Here is a 15,031-nt window from a genome sequence, read left to right as displayed (position 1 = left end):
GAAGACCTAGAAGAGAGAGAGACCCATGACCATCCGTACTCCCGAACTGGGGTTGGCGATCCGTCGCGCGCTTGCGATGACCGCAGCCACTGCGCTCGCCGTTCCTGCATTCGCCCAGCACGCGCCGGACGCCACCACGCTCGATCGCATCGAGATCACCGGCTCGCGCATCCGCCAGGTCGACCTGGAAACCGCGCAACCGGTGCTGACCATCAGCCGTGCCGACATCGAGCGGCAGGGCTTCAATTCCGTCGCCGACATCCTGCAGAACCTGACCGCGACCGGCAGCCCTGCCCTCAGCCGTGCCAGCCCGCTCAGCGCGGGCGAGGCCTCTGGTGGCAGCTACGTGGACATGCGCGGCCTCGGCCCGCAGCGCACCCTGGTGCTGGTCAATGGCAAGCGCCTGGGCATGACCACCTCCGGCTACCAGGACATCTCCAGCATTCCTGCCGCTGCCGTGGAGCGCATGGAAGTCCTCAAGGATGGCGCCTCGGCCATCTACGGTTCCGATGCGATGGCCGGCGTGGTCAACATCATCACCCGCCGCAACGTCGAGGGCGTGACCGCCAGCGTCTACCACGGCCAGTACAGCGAGGGCGACGGCGCCCGCACCCAGTACGAGGTGGTGGCCGGCTGGTCCAATGACCGCGCCTCGATCAGCGTCGCCGCCGAGCATGTCGAAGAAAAGGGCGTGTGGGCAAAGGACCGTGGCTTCAGTGCCTACACCTACACTGATCGCCATCCGGACGACGGCTGGACCACGGTCGGCCAGTGGGGCCGCATCACCGGCTTCAAGGGCCCGGGCTGCAGCAACAGCCGTGGCTGCAGCTATTCGCTCGACCGTGGCAGCCAGCCGGGCGGTCCGGACAGCTTCCATCTCAGCGACAACACGCCGTTCACCGGCGACGTCAGCAACAGCAACGAGCAGATGCACGTGCAGACGCCGATCAAGCGCGACTCGATCTTCGTAGACGCACGCATGGATCTCAATGACCAGGTCCGCTTCAACACCCAGCTGGCCTACAACCGGCGCACCACCACCCGCCAGATCGCGGGCTATCCGTTCCAGTCCGCTGCCGCCGGCATCACGCCGATGTCCGCCGACAGCTGGTTCAATCCGTTCGGCAGCCACCATGGCTATGAAAGCCCCAGCGACGTGCACTGGAACCGCCGCACCTGGGAGATTCCACGCGTCAGCACCAGCGAACTGACCACCTGGCAGGGCGTTGCAGCATTTGAAGGCAACTTCGCGTTCGGCGGTCGCGAATTCGACTGGGAAGCAGGCTACCAGTACAACCGCAGTGAACTGAGCCAGCGCGCCACCGGCAACCTGCACAAGCAGCGCGTTGCCGATGCCACCGGCCCCTCGTTCTACAACCCGGCAACCGGCAAGGTCGAATGCGGTACGCCGGAGGCGCCGATTGCCGGCTGCAAGCCCTGGAACCCGCTGGTTCCGTATGGCCAGGATGATCCCTATGGCCTGACCGGCAATCCGGAACTGCAGGACTGGCTGTTCCCGGAAGAACTCACCCGTGGCCGTACCACCACCCGCAACCTGTTCGCCAGCCTCAGCGGCAGCCTCGCCACGTTGCCGGCCGGTGAGCTGGGCTTCGCCGTCGGTGCCGAGAGCCGTCGCGAAGATGGACGTTTCATCCCCGATGCACTGGCACAGACCGGCGCCACCACCAACCTGGCCTCAGGTCCTACCGGCGGCGGCTATCGTGTCGACGAGGCGTACCTGGAGCTGAGCGTGCCGGTGCTGCGTGACCTGGCCGGTGCACGTGAGCTGAGCCTGAGCGCTGCGACTCGCTACTCGGACTACACCACCTTCGGCGGTACCCTCAACAGCAAGTTCGGCTTCACCTGGAAGCCGATCGACCAGTTGCTGGTCCGCGGCACCTGGGCCCAGGGCTTCCGCGCACCGACCATTTCCAACCTGTACGGCGGTGGCTCGGAGACCTTCACCACCGGCTTCCGTGACCCCTGCGACACCGTCTACGGCGCTGCGGCCAGCAGTCCGGAAGTGCGTGCACGCTGCGCCGCCGACATTGCCAATGCGGACAGCTACCGCCAGCTCGGCCAGGGTAATGAACCGATCACCGGCAGCAGTGGGCAGACTCCCCTGCCCTTCACCAACGGCTCCAATCCCAACCTGAAGCCCGAGACCTCGACCAGCCGTACGCTGGGCCTGGTCTGGAGCCCGACGTTCGCCGAAGGGCTGAACATCGCCCTGGACTGGTGGAAGATCCGCATCGACAACACCATCGTCGCCGACCACCCCAACGACATCCTTCGCGACTGCTACGAGCTGGGCATTGCCGAGCGCTGCGGCAGCTTCACCCGCGATCCGGAGCTGGGCATCGTCAACAAGCTCAACTATGGCAGCCGCAACAGCGGCTTCCGCCAGGCCGAAGGCTATGACCTGGAGGTCGGCCACAAGATCGAAACGTCCTGGGGCACGCTGAGCGCCGACTGGAAAACCACCTATGTGGTTGCTGCGGAAGAACGGACCACCAACGAGGTCGATGTACCGCCGATTCCCAGCAATGGCATCGCCACCAATGGGGGCATCGGCTTCCGCGTGCGTTCCAACGCGTCATTGGGCTGGGAGCGTGGCGACTTCGGCCTCACATGGAGCCTGCGCTATTTCTCCGCAGTGAAGGAACGCTGCCTGGGCCTGGCGGACTATCCGAACGAGTGCTCGCACCCGAACCAGCGCGCACCGTGGTTCAGTGGCACGCGCGACTACAACCGCCGCGGATCGGTCACCTTCCACGACGTGCAGGCCCGCTACAACCTGCCATGGGACGCCACTGTTTCAATCGGCGCCAACAACGTGTTCGGCCGCCAGGGCCCGGTCATGTACAGCCAGCCGAGTTCCAATTTCTCCTACTACGGTGGTTTTGACATCGGCCGTTTCATCTACATGAAATACCAGCAGCGCTTCTGATCCACCACACGGCGTGAGCTGTTACGCCACGGCCCTTCGGGGCCGTGGCGTCGCGCGTCCAGGCCTGCGTCATCTGGCGGTCGCAAAGCGGTCATATCGGCTACATCGCCAGGACCGAGCATGCCGGAAACCCGGAGGCCCGCCATGCGCTATGCCATCGTCACCGAGACCTATCCGCCGGAAGTGAATGGCGTTGCCCTCACCGTGCAGGGCCTGGAACAGGGGCTACGCGCATCGGGGCATGACATCGACCTGATCCGGCCACGCCAGGCCAGCGAAGCGCTGGATTCGGCACCCGGCACCCTGCTGGTCCCGGGTGCAGCGCTGCCGCGCTACCCCGGCCTGCGCTTCGGCCTGCCCGCACCGATCCGGCTCGGCCGCCACTGGCAGCAGCAACGCCCGGATGCAGTGTACGTCGCCACTGAAGGCCCGCTGGGCTGGTCGGCACTGCGCACCGCGCGCCGCCTCGGCATCCCGGTCGCCAGTGGCTTCCACACCCGCTTTGACGAATACCTGCCCGACTACGGCGTGGCCTGGCTGCAGGCAGCGGCAATGCGCTGGATGCGTCGCTTCCACAACCAGGCCGATGCGACCCTGGTGCCAACCCGCGAGCTGCAGCAGTTCCTCGGCGAACAGGGCTTCGAACGCGTGCGCCTGCTGGCGCGCGCAGTCGACAGCCAGCAGTTCGATCCGAGCCGTCGTGACCCTGCGCTGCGCGAGGAATGGGGTGTGGACGGCAACGGCCTGGTAGCGATCTACGTCGGGCGTATCGCCGCAGAAAAGAACCTCGGCCTGGCGGTGAAGGCGTTCCGCAGGCTGCAGCAGATCCGGCCGAAGGCACGCTTCGTGTGGGTCGGCGATGGCCCGGCCCGCGAGAAGCTCGCGCATGAAAACCCCGACTTCATTTTCTGTGGCATCCAGCGCGGCGATGCCCTGGCACGGCACTTCGCCAGCGGCGATCTGTTTCTGTTTCCCAGCCGCAGCGAGACTTTTGGCAACGTGACCCTGGAAAGCATGGCCAGCGGCCTGGCAACCGTGGCCTTCGACTACGGTGCCGCCCGCGAGTACCTGCGCAACGGCGAGAACGGCGCAGCGGTGGATAACGACGAGCAGTTCATTGAAGCGGCCGTGCAACTGGCCGCTGATGATGCGCAGCGCCACGCACTGGGCAGCAATGCCGCGCAGGCGATGAAACGCCTGCATCCACAGCAGGTGGTGGCCGAGTTCGATGCCCTGCTGGCCGAGCTGGCCCAGTCGCGGAGGAGCGGCCATGCGCACCACGCCGCTTGAACTGCTGGCCGGCCGCGAAGCAAGGCTGTGCCGGCGGGCCAACCACTACTGCCGGCGCCGCCGCGTGCGCCGCCTGTTCTCGGTCATCAGCCGGCTCGGCGATGGCGTGTTCTGGTATGTACTGATGGGCGCGCTGGTGCTGCTCGATGGCTTCGATGGCCTGCGCGCCTCGGTGCACATGGCAGCCACCGGCCTGGCCGCGCTGCTGCTGTACAAGAGCCTCAAGCGCTGGACCCGGCGCCCGCGCCCGTACGCCGCCGACCTCCGCATTCGCGCCTGGGTGGCACCGCTGGACGAATTCAGCTTCCCCTCCGGACACACCCTGCACGCAGTGTCGTTCACCATCGTCGCACTGGCCTACTATCCGTGGCTGGCACCGCTGCTGGTGCCGTTCACCGTCGGTGTGGCGCTGTCGCGCGTGGTGCTGGGCCTGCACTACCCCAGCGATGTCCTCGCTGCCACCGGCATCGCCGCGTTGCTGGCCGCGGCCAGCCTGGCTTGGTTGCCGCTGCCGGTGTGACGTGCTTTCCGCCGGGCATGGCCCGGCGCTACCGGTCAGCACGCGATTCCCGGGCAACGCCGCGCCAGGCCCAGCGAGCGCAGCGGCCCCTTGGTAGCGCCGGGCCGTGTCCGGCGAACGCAGCGGCATCCCCGGCGGGCGGATGCCCTAGAATGCAGGCATGACCACGCTGTTCATTTCCGACCTGCACCTGGACCCCAGCCGTCCGGAGATCACCGACCTGTTCCTGCGCTTCCTGCGCGAGCAGGCGCCCACCGCCGATGCGCTTTACATCCTCGGCGACCTGTTCGAAGCCTGGATCGGCGACGACACCCCCTCGCCCGCCGCCGATGCGGTGGCCGATGCGTTGAAGGTGCTGACCGACAGCGGCGTGCCCGCATACTTCATCCGTGGCAACCGCGATTTCCTGCTCGGCGAGGACTACGCACGCCGCGCCGGCCTGCGCATCCTGCCCGACCCGTGCGTGATCGAGCTGTACGGCCGCCCGGTGCTGCTGCAGCACGGTGACCTGCTGTGCACCGATGACATCCCCTACCAGCAGTTCCGCGCACAGACGCGCGACCCCGCATTCCAGGCGCAGTTCCTGTCACAGCCGCTGGCCGCGCGCATCGCGTTCGCACAGAAGGCACGCGACGCCAGCCAGGCCCGCCAGTCGGAAATGAAGCAGGGCGATCGTGCGCAGTTCGAGACCGTGACCGACGTGGCCCCGGCCGAAGTCGATGCCACCTTCGTGCGCCATGGGGTGGACACCATGATCCACGGCCATACTCATCGCCCGGCCATCCATGCACTGCAGGTCGGTGGCCGTGCCTGCACCCGCATCGTGCTGGGCGACTGGTACGAACAGGGTTCGGTGCTGCGCGTGGACGCCAATGGCTGGACCCTGGACACGCTCAGCCGCGAATGATGGATCGCAGGGTGCCAACCAAGGTTGGCATCTACCAGAGCAGGTGCACGCGCCCTGGTAGACGCCGACCTTGGCCGGCGCCTGGACTCAGCGGAAGGCCGCGATGGTGGCCTTGGTGTTGACCAGCACACGCTGGTTGTCGGCACTGCTGGCGATGCCCATCGGCACACCGTTGTAGCTGATGTTCGGATTGGACCAGTAGTTCAGCCGGGGGCAGCCGGCCGAGCAGTCATAGGCCATGATCGTGCGCCAGCGCGATCCGCTCGCCGGCTCATAACGATAGCCGTGGCCATAGGCGTACGGTGACGTGCTCGGATCACTGGCGATGTCGTGCCGTGCGCTCTGCAGGTGGCCGATTTCATGAGCGAACGAGTAGTAGCCCGTGGCGCAATCCCAGTACACCGCGGCAAACGCGGTCGATGCGGTGGAACCGATACCCGAAGCCAACCCGCAGTAGCTGGTGTTGTTGATCAGCAGTACACCGACGTCGGCAGCGGTGTTGTTGCGGCTGGTATGGATGCTGTCCATGTAGCCGTCGCTGGTGTTGCGGAAGCGGGTCAGGTCGGTGGTGAAGTTGCCGGACTCGGTGTAGCTGGTGGTCTCGTAGCCGGCCAGCTGCATGGTGATGCCCACGTTGCTGTTGACGTAGCCCTGGTTGGATTCGGCTACCGCCAGTTGCACCAGCGACTGCATGTTGCCGCCATAGGCTGCGACGGCGGCATTGGTCGCCACCACCAGCACGCGGATGGTCGCCGGCGTACCGGACGAAGCCTGCGCGATGCCGATGCGATCGTTGTCGCCCATCGGAATCTTCGGCAGCTGGTTGTAGTCGGCCGGATGGTCGGCCGGCATGCGCGACTCGTCCACTTCCACCAGCACATGGCGGTTACCCAGCGGACGCAGCCGGTAGAGCTTGCCGTCCTTGCGGATTGAACCGGTGATGGTGTTGCCCGAACGCACCAGGATCACTGAATTGCCAGGATCATCCTGGCCGTTCGAAGTGGCAGCGGTCAGCCGGTCGGAGGGCGAGCGGAACTGCCCATACCAGATGCTGCCGCCATCGGGCAGCGACTCGACCTTGCTGCGTAGTGCCTGTACGCGCTGGCCGAGCAGTTCGAACTCCAGCTGCGGCTGCGCGGTGGCAGCAGCATCGACACGCACTTCCTGTACCGTCGCTGTGGACGGGGTGGCGAGCAGCTTGCCCAGCGCGGGCTCACTGTTTGCCGATGCCCGGCTGATGACCGTCACCGGCTCGAACAACGGTGCGGCGTGCGCGGCCGCCGCCACCGACAAACCCAATACCAGGCCACCTGCCGCTTTGCCAATCGATCTGGACAACATTGCGTCGCTCCTTGAATGATGTGAACAGCGTTGATGCAGCACGCCCGGGTTTGCCGGGTCTGGCCATCTGGCCTGCGCGGGTCGTGTGAATTCAATAGAAGATGGGAATGAAAATCAGGAAGTGTGATCGACTGCATCTGCGTTCAGTCAGGTCAAAAGCGTCACTACACTTCGCCAACACACCGCTTTCGCGCTACGGTGACGCAGCCACGACGGGGAATGCACATGGCACCATCGCAGGACACGGACGAAGATGTCGGCTTGCTGCGGATCGGCCTGTTCTTCGATGGCACCCGCAACAACGCACACAATCTGGAACGCGGCCGCCCGCAGCTGCCACAGCCGCGCCCGGCCCAGCTCCGCGCCGATGACGATTCGACCTACCAGAGCCGGCTGACCAGCAGCTACGACAACGGCCTGACCAACATCGCCCGCCTGCAGCAGCTGTACCCGGATAGTCGCCGCGATACGCTGGCGACTGCATCGCTGTCGATCTATGTGGAAGGCGTCGGCACCCGCGATGATGCAGACGACGACCTGATCGGCCTGGCCTTCGGTATCGGCGCCAGCGGCGTGCGGGCGAAAGTGCAACGCGCGCTGCAGGTGCTGCTGCCGGCCGCGCTGGGCGAACTGGCCACACGCTGGCAGCAGCCGCTGCGCCGCGTGCAGCTCGACCTGTTCGGCTATTCGCGCGGTGCCGCCGCTGCACGTGATCTTGCCAACCAATTGCAGGCCTGGGACAACGCACGCTGGCGGCAACTGCTGCAGTCGTCCGGCTTGGCCTGTGCCGGTGACTTCGCTGCCGCAACACCGGCACTGCGCTTCATCGGCCTGTTCGACACCGTGGTTGCAGTCAATGGTGGCCGCGCCGACGAACAGCCACGACTCGCGCTGCGTACCGGCATCGCCGGTCAGGTGCTGCAGTTGAGCGCACGCGACGAACACCGCCAGCACTATCCGCTCACCAGCGTGGCCCCTCCCTTCACCGAAATCGCACTGCCGGGCGTGCACGCCAACATCGGCGGTGGCTACAACCAGATCGAAGAAGGCCCCAAGCTGCTCAGTCGTCCGCGTCGGCAGCAGCTGCGTCGCACGGCCGTTGCCGATTACCAGATACCGCCCCTGACGGTGCTGCAGGCAACCACGGCCTATGCCGAAGCGCAGGCCGATGCCGAGCGCTGGCGGCAGCAGCTGGGCGCGGACCAGAAGGAAGTGTGGGTCGATGTCTGGCACCAGTGGCAGCAGCAGCGTCGTGCCGGCAGCCGCAGCGTCCTGCTGTCACCGGTGCTGTACGTGACTGCTGCCGTGGTGCTGCGCCGGCGCATCGACTGGCGGTACCAGCTGATTGCGCTGCAGGTGATGCAGCAGCACGCACGCGATGCCGGCGTTCAGTGGCGTGCCGATGCAGCCGATGTTCCAGGCTGGGCGCTCCCCTCCGCGCTGCTGCCGATTGCACGGCGACTGGTCGCCGGGCAGACGCTGACCCCGACCCAGGAGTCGCTGCTGAGGCGGCGCTATCTGATGCAGTCGGCGCACTGGAATTTCGATGCACTGGGCGATACCGCACTGACCTATGCCGCCGATGCCGGGGTGAGCGAACTGCCCTACCGGCCAGGGCCCGGCCTGTTCTACATCAACCGGCCGACGGTGGATGGCAGGCGCGTGGTGTTGCCGAACGGGTGAAGCAAAAAAAGGGACGGAGGGGATCAGGTCGTTTGTGCCTCAAACGACCTGATCCCCTCCGTCCCTTTTTTCAGCCGGCCTGCTCGACCAGGTTGGCCAGTTCGTCGGCATCGAAGCCGGCCAGCAGTCGCGCCTCCAGATTGAAGGGGCCATACAGATAGCCGCCAGCGTATTCGACCAGCAGCTCCTTGAAGCGTGCGCGCGGCTCGATACCGGCACGGTCGCAATACCAGCGGAACCAGCGCGAACCCGCAGCGACGTGCGCCACTTCCTCACGCAGGATCACCTCCAGCACGTCGGCGGTTTCAGCGTCACCGACATTGCGCAGTTTCTCGATCATGCCCGGAGTCACGTCCAGGCCACGTGCTTCCAGTACCCGCGGCACCAATGCCATGCGTGCCAGGCCGTCATGCGCAGTCTTTTCGCACATCTCCCACAAGCCGTTGTGCGCGGGGAAATCGGCGTAATCATGGCCGTGTGCCTGCAGGCGTTCGCGCAGCAGCATGAAGTGTCGGGATTCGTCGTCGGCACAACTCACCCAATCGGCAAGGAACGCCGACGGCAGGCCACGGAAGCGATACACCGCATCCCAGGCCAGGTCGATCGCGTTGAGTTCGATGTGGGCGATGGCATGGATGAAGGCAGCCCGCCCTTCCACGCCGCCCAGCCCGCGCCGCGGCACTTCGCGCGGATGCACCAGTACCAGCTGCGCCGGCCGGCCCGGCATGCGGATCGGCTCGGGCGGCGGCGCATCGGCCGCCACCTTCAGGCGGCCGGCACGGAACGCGGCCGCATAAGCCTGGGTCAGCGCGACCTTGCGCAGCGCGTCGGCTTCCGCCAGGCACTGCTGCGCGGCACGCAGCAGATCGCCACCGACGTCGGGCACGTCAATCACGCCTGGACCTCAGGCGCGGCGCTTGTGCTTGGCGTCATCCGAACGCAGTTGCTGGATGCGCTCGAAGTAGCCCGGCTCGATGCCGGTCGGGTAATGGCCATTGAAGCAGGACGAATCGAAGTTGCGCAGCGCCGGGTTGCCCTCGCTCACTGCCGCTTCCATGTCTTCCAGGTCCTGGTAGATCAGCCAGTCACAGCCCAGGTGGGCTTCGATCTCTTCCACGGTACGGTTATGCGCGACCAGCTCTTCGGCCGCCGGCATGTCGATGCCGTAGATGTTCGGGTAACGCACCGGCGGTGCCGCACTGGCCAGGTAGACCTTGCGTGCGCCCGCATCACGGGCCATCTGCACGATCTGCTGGCTGGTGGTGCCACGCACGATCGAGTCGTCCACCAGCAGCACCACGCGGTTGCGGAACTCCAGGTGGATCGGGTTGAGTTTGCGGCGCACCGACTTCACCCGCTCACCCTGGCCCGGCATGATGAAGGTGCGGCCGATGTAGCGGTTCTTGATGAAGCCTTCGCGGTACTTCACCCCGAGCACGTTGGAGATCTCCAGCGCGGCATCGCGCGAGGTGTCCGGGATCGGGATGATGGTGTCGATGTCGTGGTCCGGGCGCAGGCGCAGGATCTTCTCGCCCAGCTTGATGCCCATGCGCATGCGCGCCTTGTGCACCGACACGTTGTCGATCATCGAATCGGGGCGTGCGAAATACACGTACTCGAAGATGCACGGGGTGTGTTCGGCCGGCTCGGCGCAGATTTCCGAGAACAACTCGCCGCGCGCGGTGATCACCAGTGCTTCGCCCGGCTGCACGTCGCGCACGCGCTGGAAGCCCAGCACGTCCAGCGCGGCCGACTCGGAGGCAACAATGTATTCGTCACCCTCGGCATGGCTGCGCTTGCCCAGCACCAGCGGGCGGATGCCATGCGGATCGCGGAAGGCGACCAGGCCCAGGCCCAGCACCACGCTGACCACCGCATAACCGCCCTTGCAGCGACGGTGCACGCCGGCCACCGCGCGGATCGCGGCTTCCGGGCTGAGCTGGCGCTGCTGCTCCAGTTCGTAGGCGAACACGTTCAGCAGCACTTCGCTGTCCGAATCGGTGTTGACGTTGCGGCGGTCCTGCTCGAACACCTGCTGGCGCAGCGCCTCGGTGTTGATCAGGTTGCCGTTATGGGCCAGCGCGATGCCGTAGGGCGAATTCACATAGAACGGCTGTGCCTCGTCCATGCCTTCCGAGCCGGCGGTCGGGTAACGCACATGGGCGATGCCGACGCTGCCTTCCAGGGTGGACATCGTGCGTGCATCGAACACATCGCGGACCAGGCCCGTGGCCTTCTGCACCCGCAGGCGGCTGCCATTGACGGTGGCGATGCCCGCCGCATCCTGGCCGCGATGCTGGAGAACGGTCAAGCCGTCATACAACTGCCCGGCGACGTTCTGGTTGCCGACGATTCCGACGATGCCACACATGGTGCGAGGTCTCCGCTGGGCTGTGCCCAGTTACAAGGAAGGTGGCCGTACCTGGCCGCGGTGGTCGCCGCGCGCGCGGTCGACATTGGCCGGATCGCCCGGCTCGATACTGTCCGGCAGTGCTGGGGCGTCCGGACGCACTTCGGCCGGATCGTAGGAATCGCCCTGTTCCGCTTTCGCAGGCCGCAGCCATCCGCTGCCTGCCACTACCTGATTGAGGATGCCATTATCGCCTGCCGCGCCCGGCTTTCCCAACCCGGCGCCTGCGTTCTTGCCCAACTCCATCAATGCAGATGGGGACAGCGCGTCGGTCGGCAAGGCCTTGGGCAGCAGATCGGCCCCGGGAACCTCCCAGTGCGGCAGCTTGCTGTTCATCCAGGCCACGGTGGGGTTCAGCAGTGGGCGCACCGCCGAACGCTGCCAGGAGGGCTCGGCGGTCAGCGGAGTGAAACTGCCCAGCAGCAGCAGGATCGCGGCGATCAGGCCGCCACGGACAACGCCCAGCACGCCGCCCAGCAGGCGGTCCAGGCTGGTCAGCATGCTGCGATGGACCATGGCCTTGATGACCATGCCGATCACCGCGACCACGATCATCACGCCGATGCCGACGCCCAGGTAGCCACCGACGAAGTGCTCGCCGCCCGGTGCGGCCGGTGCGGCCCACCAGTGGGCCGCGTCATTGCCGAAGGCGAAGGCGGCCCACGCGGCCAACAGCCACGACAGGGTGCCGATGACGATGCCGACGAAGCCGCGCAGCATCCCCAGCAGGGCCGAGGCGGCGATCACGATCAGCAGCACCACGTCGATCATGGCGCCCCGCTCCTTCGGCGGCGCTGGCAACGGGGCTGCGCGTGGGTCATGGGTGCGGTCGCACCATGCCGGCCACGCCGACCTTGGCGGCGACCTGCGCCTTCAGCTGTTCGGCGTCGGCGCGGTTGGCCACCGGTCCGACGCGGACACGATGCAGGGTGCCCTTGTCGGTACGCACCTGCTCGACGAAGGCGCTGAAGCCAGCGGCGCGGACCTTGTCGCGCAGGGCATTGGCATCGTTGGCCTGGCCGAAAGCGCCCAGCTGCACCGCGAAGCCGACGCCACTGGCGGCCGGGGCTGCAGGCGTGGCCGGCGCCGTCGTCGGCTTGCTGGCCGCGGTTTCCGGCTTGGGCTCAGGCTTGGCTTCCGGCTTCGGTGCCGGCTTCGGCGGCTCCGGCTTGGCCACCGGGGTGGTGGTGGCAGTCGGCGTGCTCGGCGGCAGGCTTTCGCTGCGCACCGGATTGCCATTGGCCGAGGGTGCGGTGGCTGCCGCCGGGGTGCTCGCACTCGCCGGCGCAGGCGCCGGAGTGGCGGCAACTGCGGCGTTGCCGCCCGTCGCCGCATCCAGAGCAATAACCTCAGCCTTCACATCCGCACGGATCTTCACCGCCTGCAGCCGGGCCGCCTCGGCCTGGGCACGGTCGGCATACGGCCCGACCCGCACGCGCCATGCCTGGCGGCCGTTGATGGTGGCGCTCTCAGCGAAGCCCGGCAGCTGCGAACGCTTCAGGTAGGCAATCACCGCATCGGCGTCGGCCTTGCTGCCGTAGGCACCGAAGGTGACCGCGTAGTTGCCGGCGGCCACCGCAGGCGAGGTGTCCACGGTCGGCGGCGTGGCCGGTGCGGCAGCATCCGGCAGCGGCTTGGTCTGGCCGGTCTGCAGGCCGGTGGCACCGCCCGCCGGCGCAACCAGCGGCAGTTCGCGGGTTTCGAACTGGCCATCGGCTGGCGCATCCGGCGCGGCGATCGGCACATTGGCCACGCCACTGTCCGGGGCCGGCCCCTTGACCAGCATCGGCAGGAAAATCACGGCCAGCGCTACCAGCACGATGGCACCAATCAGACGCTGTTTCAGAGGCGTATCCACGTGAGGCAGGCAACTGTCCGGGGGTTGCGGTCGATTATACGGGTGCCGGACCGGACGGCGTCGGCGTTGGCTGAACGTGGATCAGGCCGGGTCCTGCAGCCACTGCAGGGCCGCGGCGGCGGTGTGGAACGAGCCGAACACCAGCACCCGGTCACCGCGCTTGGCCTGGGCCAGCACCTGCGCCAGCGCTTGTTCGACGCTGTCGGACAGCTGTGCGGCAGCGGCAGCGGTATCGGCCAGGCGCGCCTGCAGCTGCGCCGCGCTCTGCCCACGCGGGCCGTCCAGGCCGGCCAGGGTCCACTCGCCCACCACGTCCTGCAGTGCCTGCACCACGCCCAGCGCGTCCTTGTCCTGCAGCGCGGCGTACACCGCCAGGGTGCGCCCAGGTACCGCCTCGGCCTTCAGCGCGCGCGCCAGCTGGCCGGCGGCCTGCGGGTTGTGGCCCACGTCCACGCGGATCTGCACGCCGTCACGCTCGAACGCCTGCAGGCGGCCGGCGATGCGGGCGGCGGCCACGCCTTCGGCCCACGCGGCGCGCGGCACCGGCTTGTCCAGCGCACGCAGTGCAGCGATCGCAGCACCGGCATTGGCCAGCTGGATCGGCCCGGCCAGCGCCGGGGTCGGCAGCTCCAGACGGGTACCGACATCGCGCCAGCGCCAGCGCTGGGCATCGATCGGCTCGTAGAAGTAGTCGCTGCCGCCGCGGATCGCGTTGGCACCCACCAGGTAGGCACGCGCCAGCACGCTTGATGGCGGATCGGTCTCACCCACGATCACCGGCTTCCAGCCGCGGATGATGCCGGCCTTCTCGGTACCGATGGCTTCGCGGTCATCGCCCAGCCATTCGGCGTGATCGATGTCCACGGTGGTGATCACCGATACATCGGCGTCGACGATGTTGACCGCGTCCAGGCGGCCACCGAGGCCCACTTCCAGCACGGCCAGATCCAGCCCGGCGTCGGCGAACAGCCGCAGCGCAGCGAGCGTGCCGTACTCGAAATAGGTCAGCGTGGTGTCACCGCGCGCCGCTTCGACGGCATTGAACGCAGCAACCAGCGCCGCATCGTCGACATCCTGGCCATCGATGCGAACACGTTCGTTGTAGCGCAGCAGGTGCGGCGAGGTGTAGGCGCCGACCTTCCAGCCGGCAGCACGCGCGATGGACTCGATGAAGGCCACGGTGGACCCCTTGCCGTTGGTGCCACCGACCACGATGGTGCGCCCGGCCGGTGCACCCAGGCCCATCGCGGTGGCAACGGTGCGCACGCGCTCCAGTCCCATGTCGATGCTCGCCGGGTGCTGGCGTTCAATGTAATCCAGCCAATCGGCCAGGGTGGTCGGGGTGTTCGTCACGGCAGTGCTTCCAGCAGGTACAGGCGGTTCGGTGTGGCGGGTCAGAGTGCGCGGTGCTTGGCTTCGCCGAAGAACGGCGTGTGGTGGGCGCAGTCGTTCAGGCGCACCACTTCCAGGCTGTCCAGATCGGCGCCTTCGAGCAGGTTGAGCGTGGTCGGCGCCTGGCGGAAGGTCCACAGGCGGGAAATCGGCAGGCCCAGCACCTTGCACAGGATCACGCGGTTGACCGCGTCATGGGCAACCACCAGCAGCGTGTCGTGCTCGCCGAGACCTTCGGTGGCACGGGCCAGGCCACGCCAGCTGCGTTCCAGCACCAGGCGCAGCGATTCGCCGCCGGGCATCAGCACGGTATCGGGCTCCTCGCGCCAGGCCTGCAGGCGCGACGGGTCCTTCTCGTTGATCTCGCTGGCGAGCAGGCCTTCCCACTCACCGTGCGCGATTTCCTGCAGCTCCGGCTCGGTCAGCAGCATGTCGGCACGCGCGGCGCCCAGCGCCAGCTGCGCGGTGCGCTGGGCGCGCGACAGCGGCGAGGCCACCGCACGGGTGATGTCGACCGAAGCCAGGCGGGCACCGAGGGCCTGGGCCTGAGCTTCGCCGATCGGCGAAAGCGGAATATCGATCTGGCCCTGGTAGCGGCCTTCGGCGTTCCACGGCGTTTCACCGTGGCGGGCAAGCAGGATGCGCATGCGTGCAAGGGGTCCTGGGGGGAGGAGGTTTCC

12 protein-coding genes are annotated in these 15,031 nt (G+C 67.2%); 5 read left to right on the top strand and 7 right to left on the bottom strand.

Translation table 11 applies throughout. The features are described from left to right. Positions 1-25 precede the first annotated feature (25 nt). From AC13GA_RS02535 to lpxH, 4 genes are all read left to right on the top strand, one after another. A complete protein-coding gene (locus AC13GA_RS02535) occupies positions 26-2,950 on the top strand; it encodes a TonB-dependent receptor domain-containing protein (protein ID WP_482997451.1) in 2,925 nt (974 codons plus the stop codon). 144 nt (positions 2,951-3,094) lie between these two features. Continuing rightward, positions 3,095-4,240: a glycosyltransferase family 4 protein gene (locus AC13GA_RS02530; RefSeq protein WP_046982500.1), complete on the top strand. Its 1,146-nt coding sequence runs from the start codon at positions 3,095-3,097 to the stop codon at positions 4,238-4,240. Next, positions 4,221-4,760 (top strand): phosphatase PAP2 family protein, encoded by a 540-nt coding sequence (locus AC13GA_RS02525; protein ID WP_046982501.1) that lies wholly within the window; start codon positions 4,221-4,223, stop codon positions 4,758-4,760. The genes AC13GA_RS02530 and AC13GA_RS02525 overlap by 20 nt, the downstream gene beginning before the upstream one ends. A 160-nt stretch (positions 4,761-4,920) precedes the next feature. Continuing rightward, positions 4,921-5,667 carry a UDP-2,3-diacylglucosamine diphosphatase gene (gene lpxH / locus AC13GA_RS02520; protein ID WP_046982502.1) on the top strand — a complete coding sequence of 249 codons (747 nt, stop codon included), beginning with the start codon at positions 4,921-4,923 and terminating at the stop codon, positions 5,665-5,667. Positions 5,668-5,754: 87 nt separating this feature from the next. Here lpxH and AC13GA_RS02515 read toward each other — a convergent pair whose 3' ends face one another. Continuing rightward, on the bottom strand, positions 5,755-7,008 hold the full coding sequence (locus AC13GA_RS02515) for a zinc-dependent metalloprotease (RefSeq protein ID WP_046982503.1): 1,254 nt from the start codon (positions 7,006-7,008) through the stop codon (positions 5,755-5,757). A gap of 225 nt (positions 7,009-7,233) precedes the next feature. On the opposite strand from AC13GA_RS02515, the gene AC13GA_RS02510 reads away from it, so the two are divergent. Next, positions 7,234-8,691, top strand: a complete 1,458-nt coding sequence (locus AC13GA_RS02510; RefSeq protein WP_482997450.1) for a DUF2235 domain-containing protein — start codon at positions 7,234-7,236, stop codon at positions 8,689-8,691. Positions 8,692-8,761: 70 nt separating this feature from the next. On the opposite strand, the gene AC13GA_RS02505 is transcribed toward AC13GA_RS02510, so the two are convergent. The 6 genes from AC13GA_RS02505 to AC13GA_RS02480 form a co-directional block, all read right to left on the bottom strand. Continuing rightward, on the bottom strand, positions 8,762-9,586 hold the full coding sequence (locus AC13GA_RS02505; protein WP_337302138.1) for a ferritin-like domain-containing protein: 825 nt from the start codon (positions 9,584-9,586) through the stop codon (positions 8,762-8,764). A 9-nt stretch (positions 9,587-9,595) separates the two neighbouring features. Next, positions 9,596-11,062, bottom strand: coding sequence for an amidophosphoribosyltransferase (gene purF / locus AC13GA_RS02500; RefSeq protein WP_012510177.1), 1,467 nt, complete (start codon positions 11,060-11,062; stop codon positions 9,596-9,598). A gap of 30 nt (positions 11,063-11,092) precedes the next feature. Further along, positions 11,093-11,872, bottom strand: coding sequence for a CvpA family protein (locus AC13GA_RS02495; RefSeq protein WP_046982505.1), 780 nt, complete (start codon positions 11,870-11,872; stop codon positions 11,093-11,095). Between the two features lie 46 nt (positions 11,873-11,918). Next, the gene (locus AC13GA_RS02490) at positions 11,919-12,959 is read right to left on the bottom strand and encodes an SPOR domain-containing protein (protein ID WP_136639882.1); all 1,041 of its coding nucleotides are present in this window, start codon (positions 12,957-12,959) and stop codon (positions 11,919-11,921) included. Between the two features lie 81 nt (positions 12,960-13,040). Further along, positions 13,041-14,312, bottom strand: a complete 1,272-nt coding sequence (folC, locus tag AC13GA_RS02485; protein ID WP_482997449.1) for a bifunctional tetrahydrofolate synthase/dihydrofolate synthase — start codon at positions 14,310-14,312, stop codon at positions 13,041-13,043. Positions 14,313-14,353: 41 nt separating this feature from the next. Next, positions 14,354-14,998 (bottom strand): histidine phosphatase family protein, encoded by a 645-nt coding sequence (locus AC13GA_RS02480; protein ID WP_010483945.1) that lies wholly within the window; start codon positions 14,996-14,998, stop codon positions 14,354-14,356. Positions 14,999-15,031: the final 33 nt, after the last annotated feature.

It is taken from the genome of Stenotrophomonas sp. 22DLJC03 (genome assembly GCF_056861405.1).
The sequence above is the reverse complement of the archived record's forward strand: the minus strand, read 5'-3'. Positions and strand labels throughout refer to the sequence as shown.

What these genes read in the sequence shown, in the direction of transcription:
- AC13GA_RS02535 (WP_482997451.1), top strand. Translation starts at nt 26, where the DNA reads ATGACCATCCGTACTCCCGAACTGGGGTTGGCGATCCGTCGCGCGCTT.
- AC13GA_RS02530 (WP_046982500.1), top strand. Translation starts at nt 3,095, where the DNA reads ATGCGCTATGCCATCGTCACCGAGACCTATCCGCCGGAAGTGAATGGC.
- AC13GA_RS02525 (WP_046982501.1), top strand. Translation starts at nt 4,221, where the DNA reads ATGCGCACCACGCCGCTTGAACTGCTGGCCGGCCGCGAAGCAAGGCTG.
- lpxH (WP_046982502.1), top strand. Translation starts at nt 4,921, where the DNA reads ATGACCACGCTGTTCATTTCCGACCTGCACCTGGACCCCAGCCGTCCG.
- AC13GA_RS02515 (WP_046982503.1), bottom strand. Translation starts at nt 7,008, where the DNA reads ATGTTGTCCAGATCGATTGGCAAAGCGGCAGGTGGCCTGGTATTGGGT.
- AC13GA_RS02510 (WP_482997450.1), top strand. Translation starts at nt 7,234, where the DNA reads ATGGCACCATCGCAGGACACGGACGAAGATGTCGGCTTGCTGCGGATC.
- purF (WP_012510177.1), bottom strand. Translation starts at nt 11,062, where the DNA reads ATGTGTGGCATCGTCGGAATCGTCGGCAACCAGAACGTCGCCGGGCAG.
- AC13GA_RS02495 (WP_046982505.1), bottom strand. Translation starts at nt 11,872, where the DNA reads ATGATCGACGTGGTGCTGCTGATCGTGATCGCCGCCTCGGCCCTGCTG.
- AC13GA_RS02480 (WP_010483945.1), bottom strand. Translation starts at nt 14,998, where the DNA reads ATGCGCATCCTGCTTGCCCGCCACGGTGAAACGCCGTGGAACGCCGAA.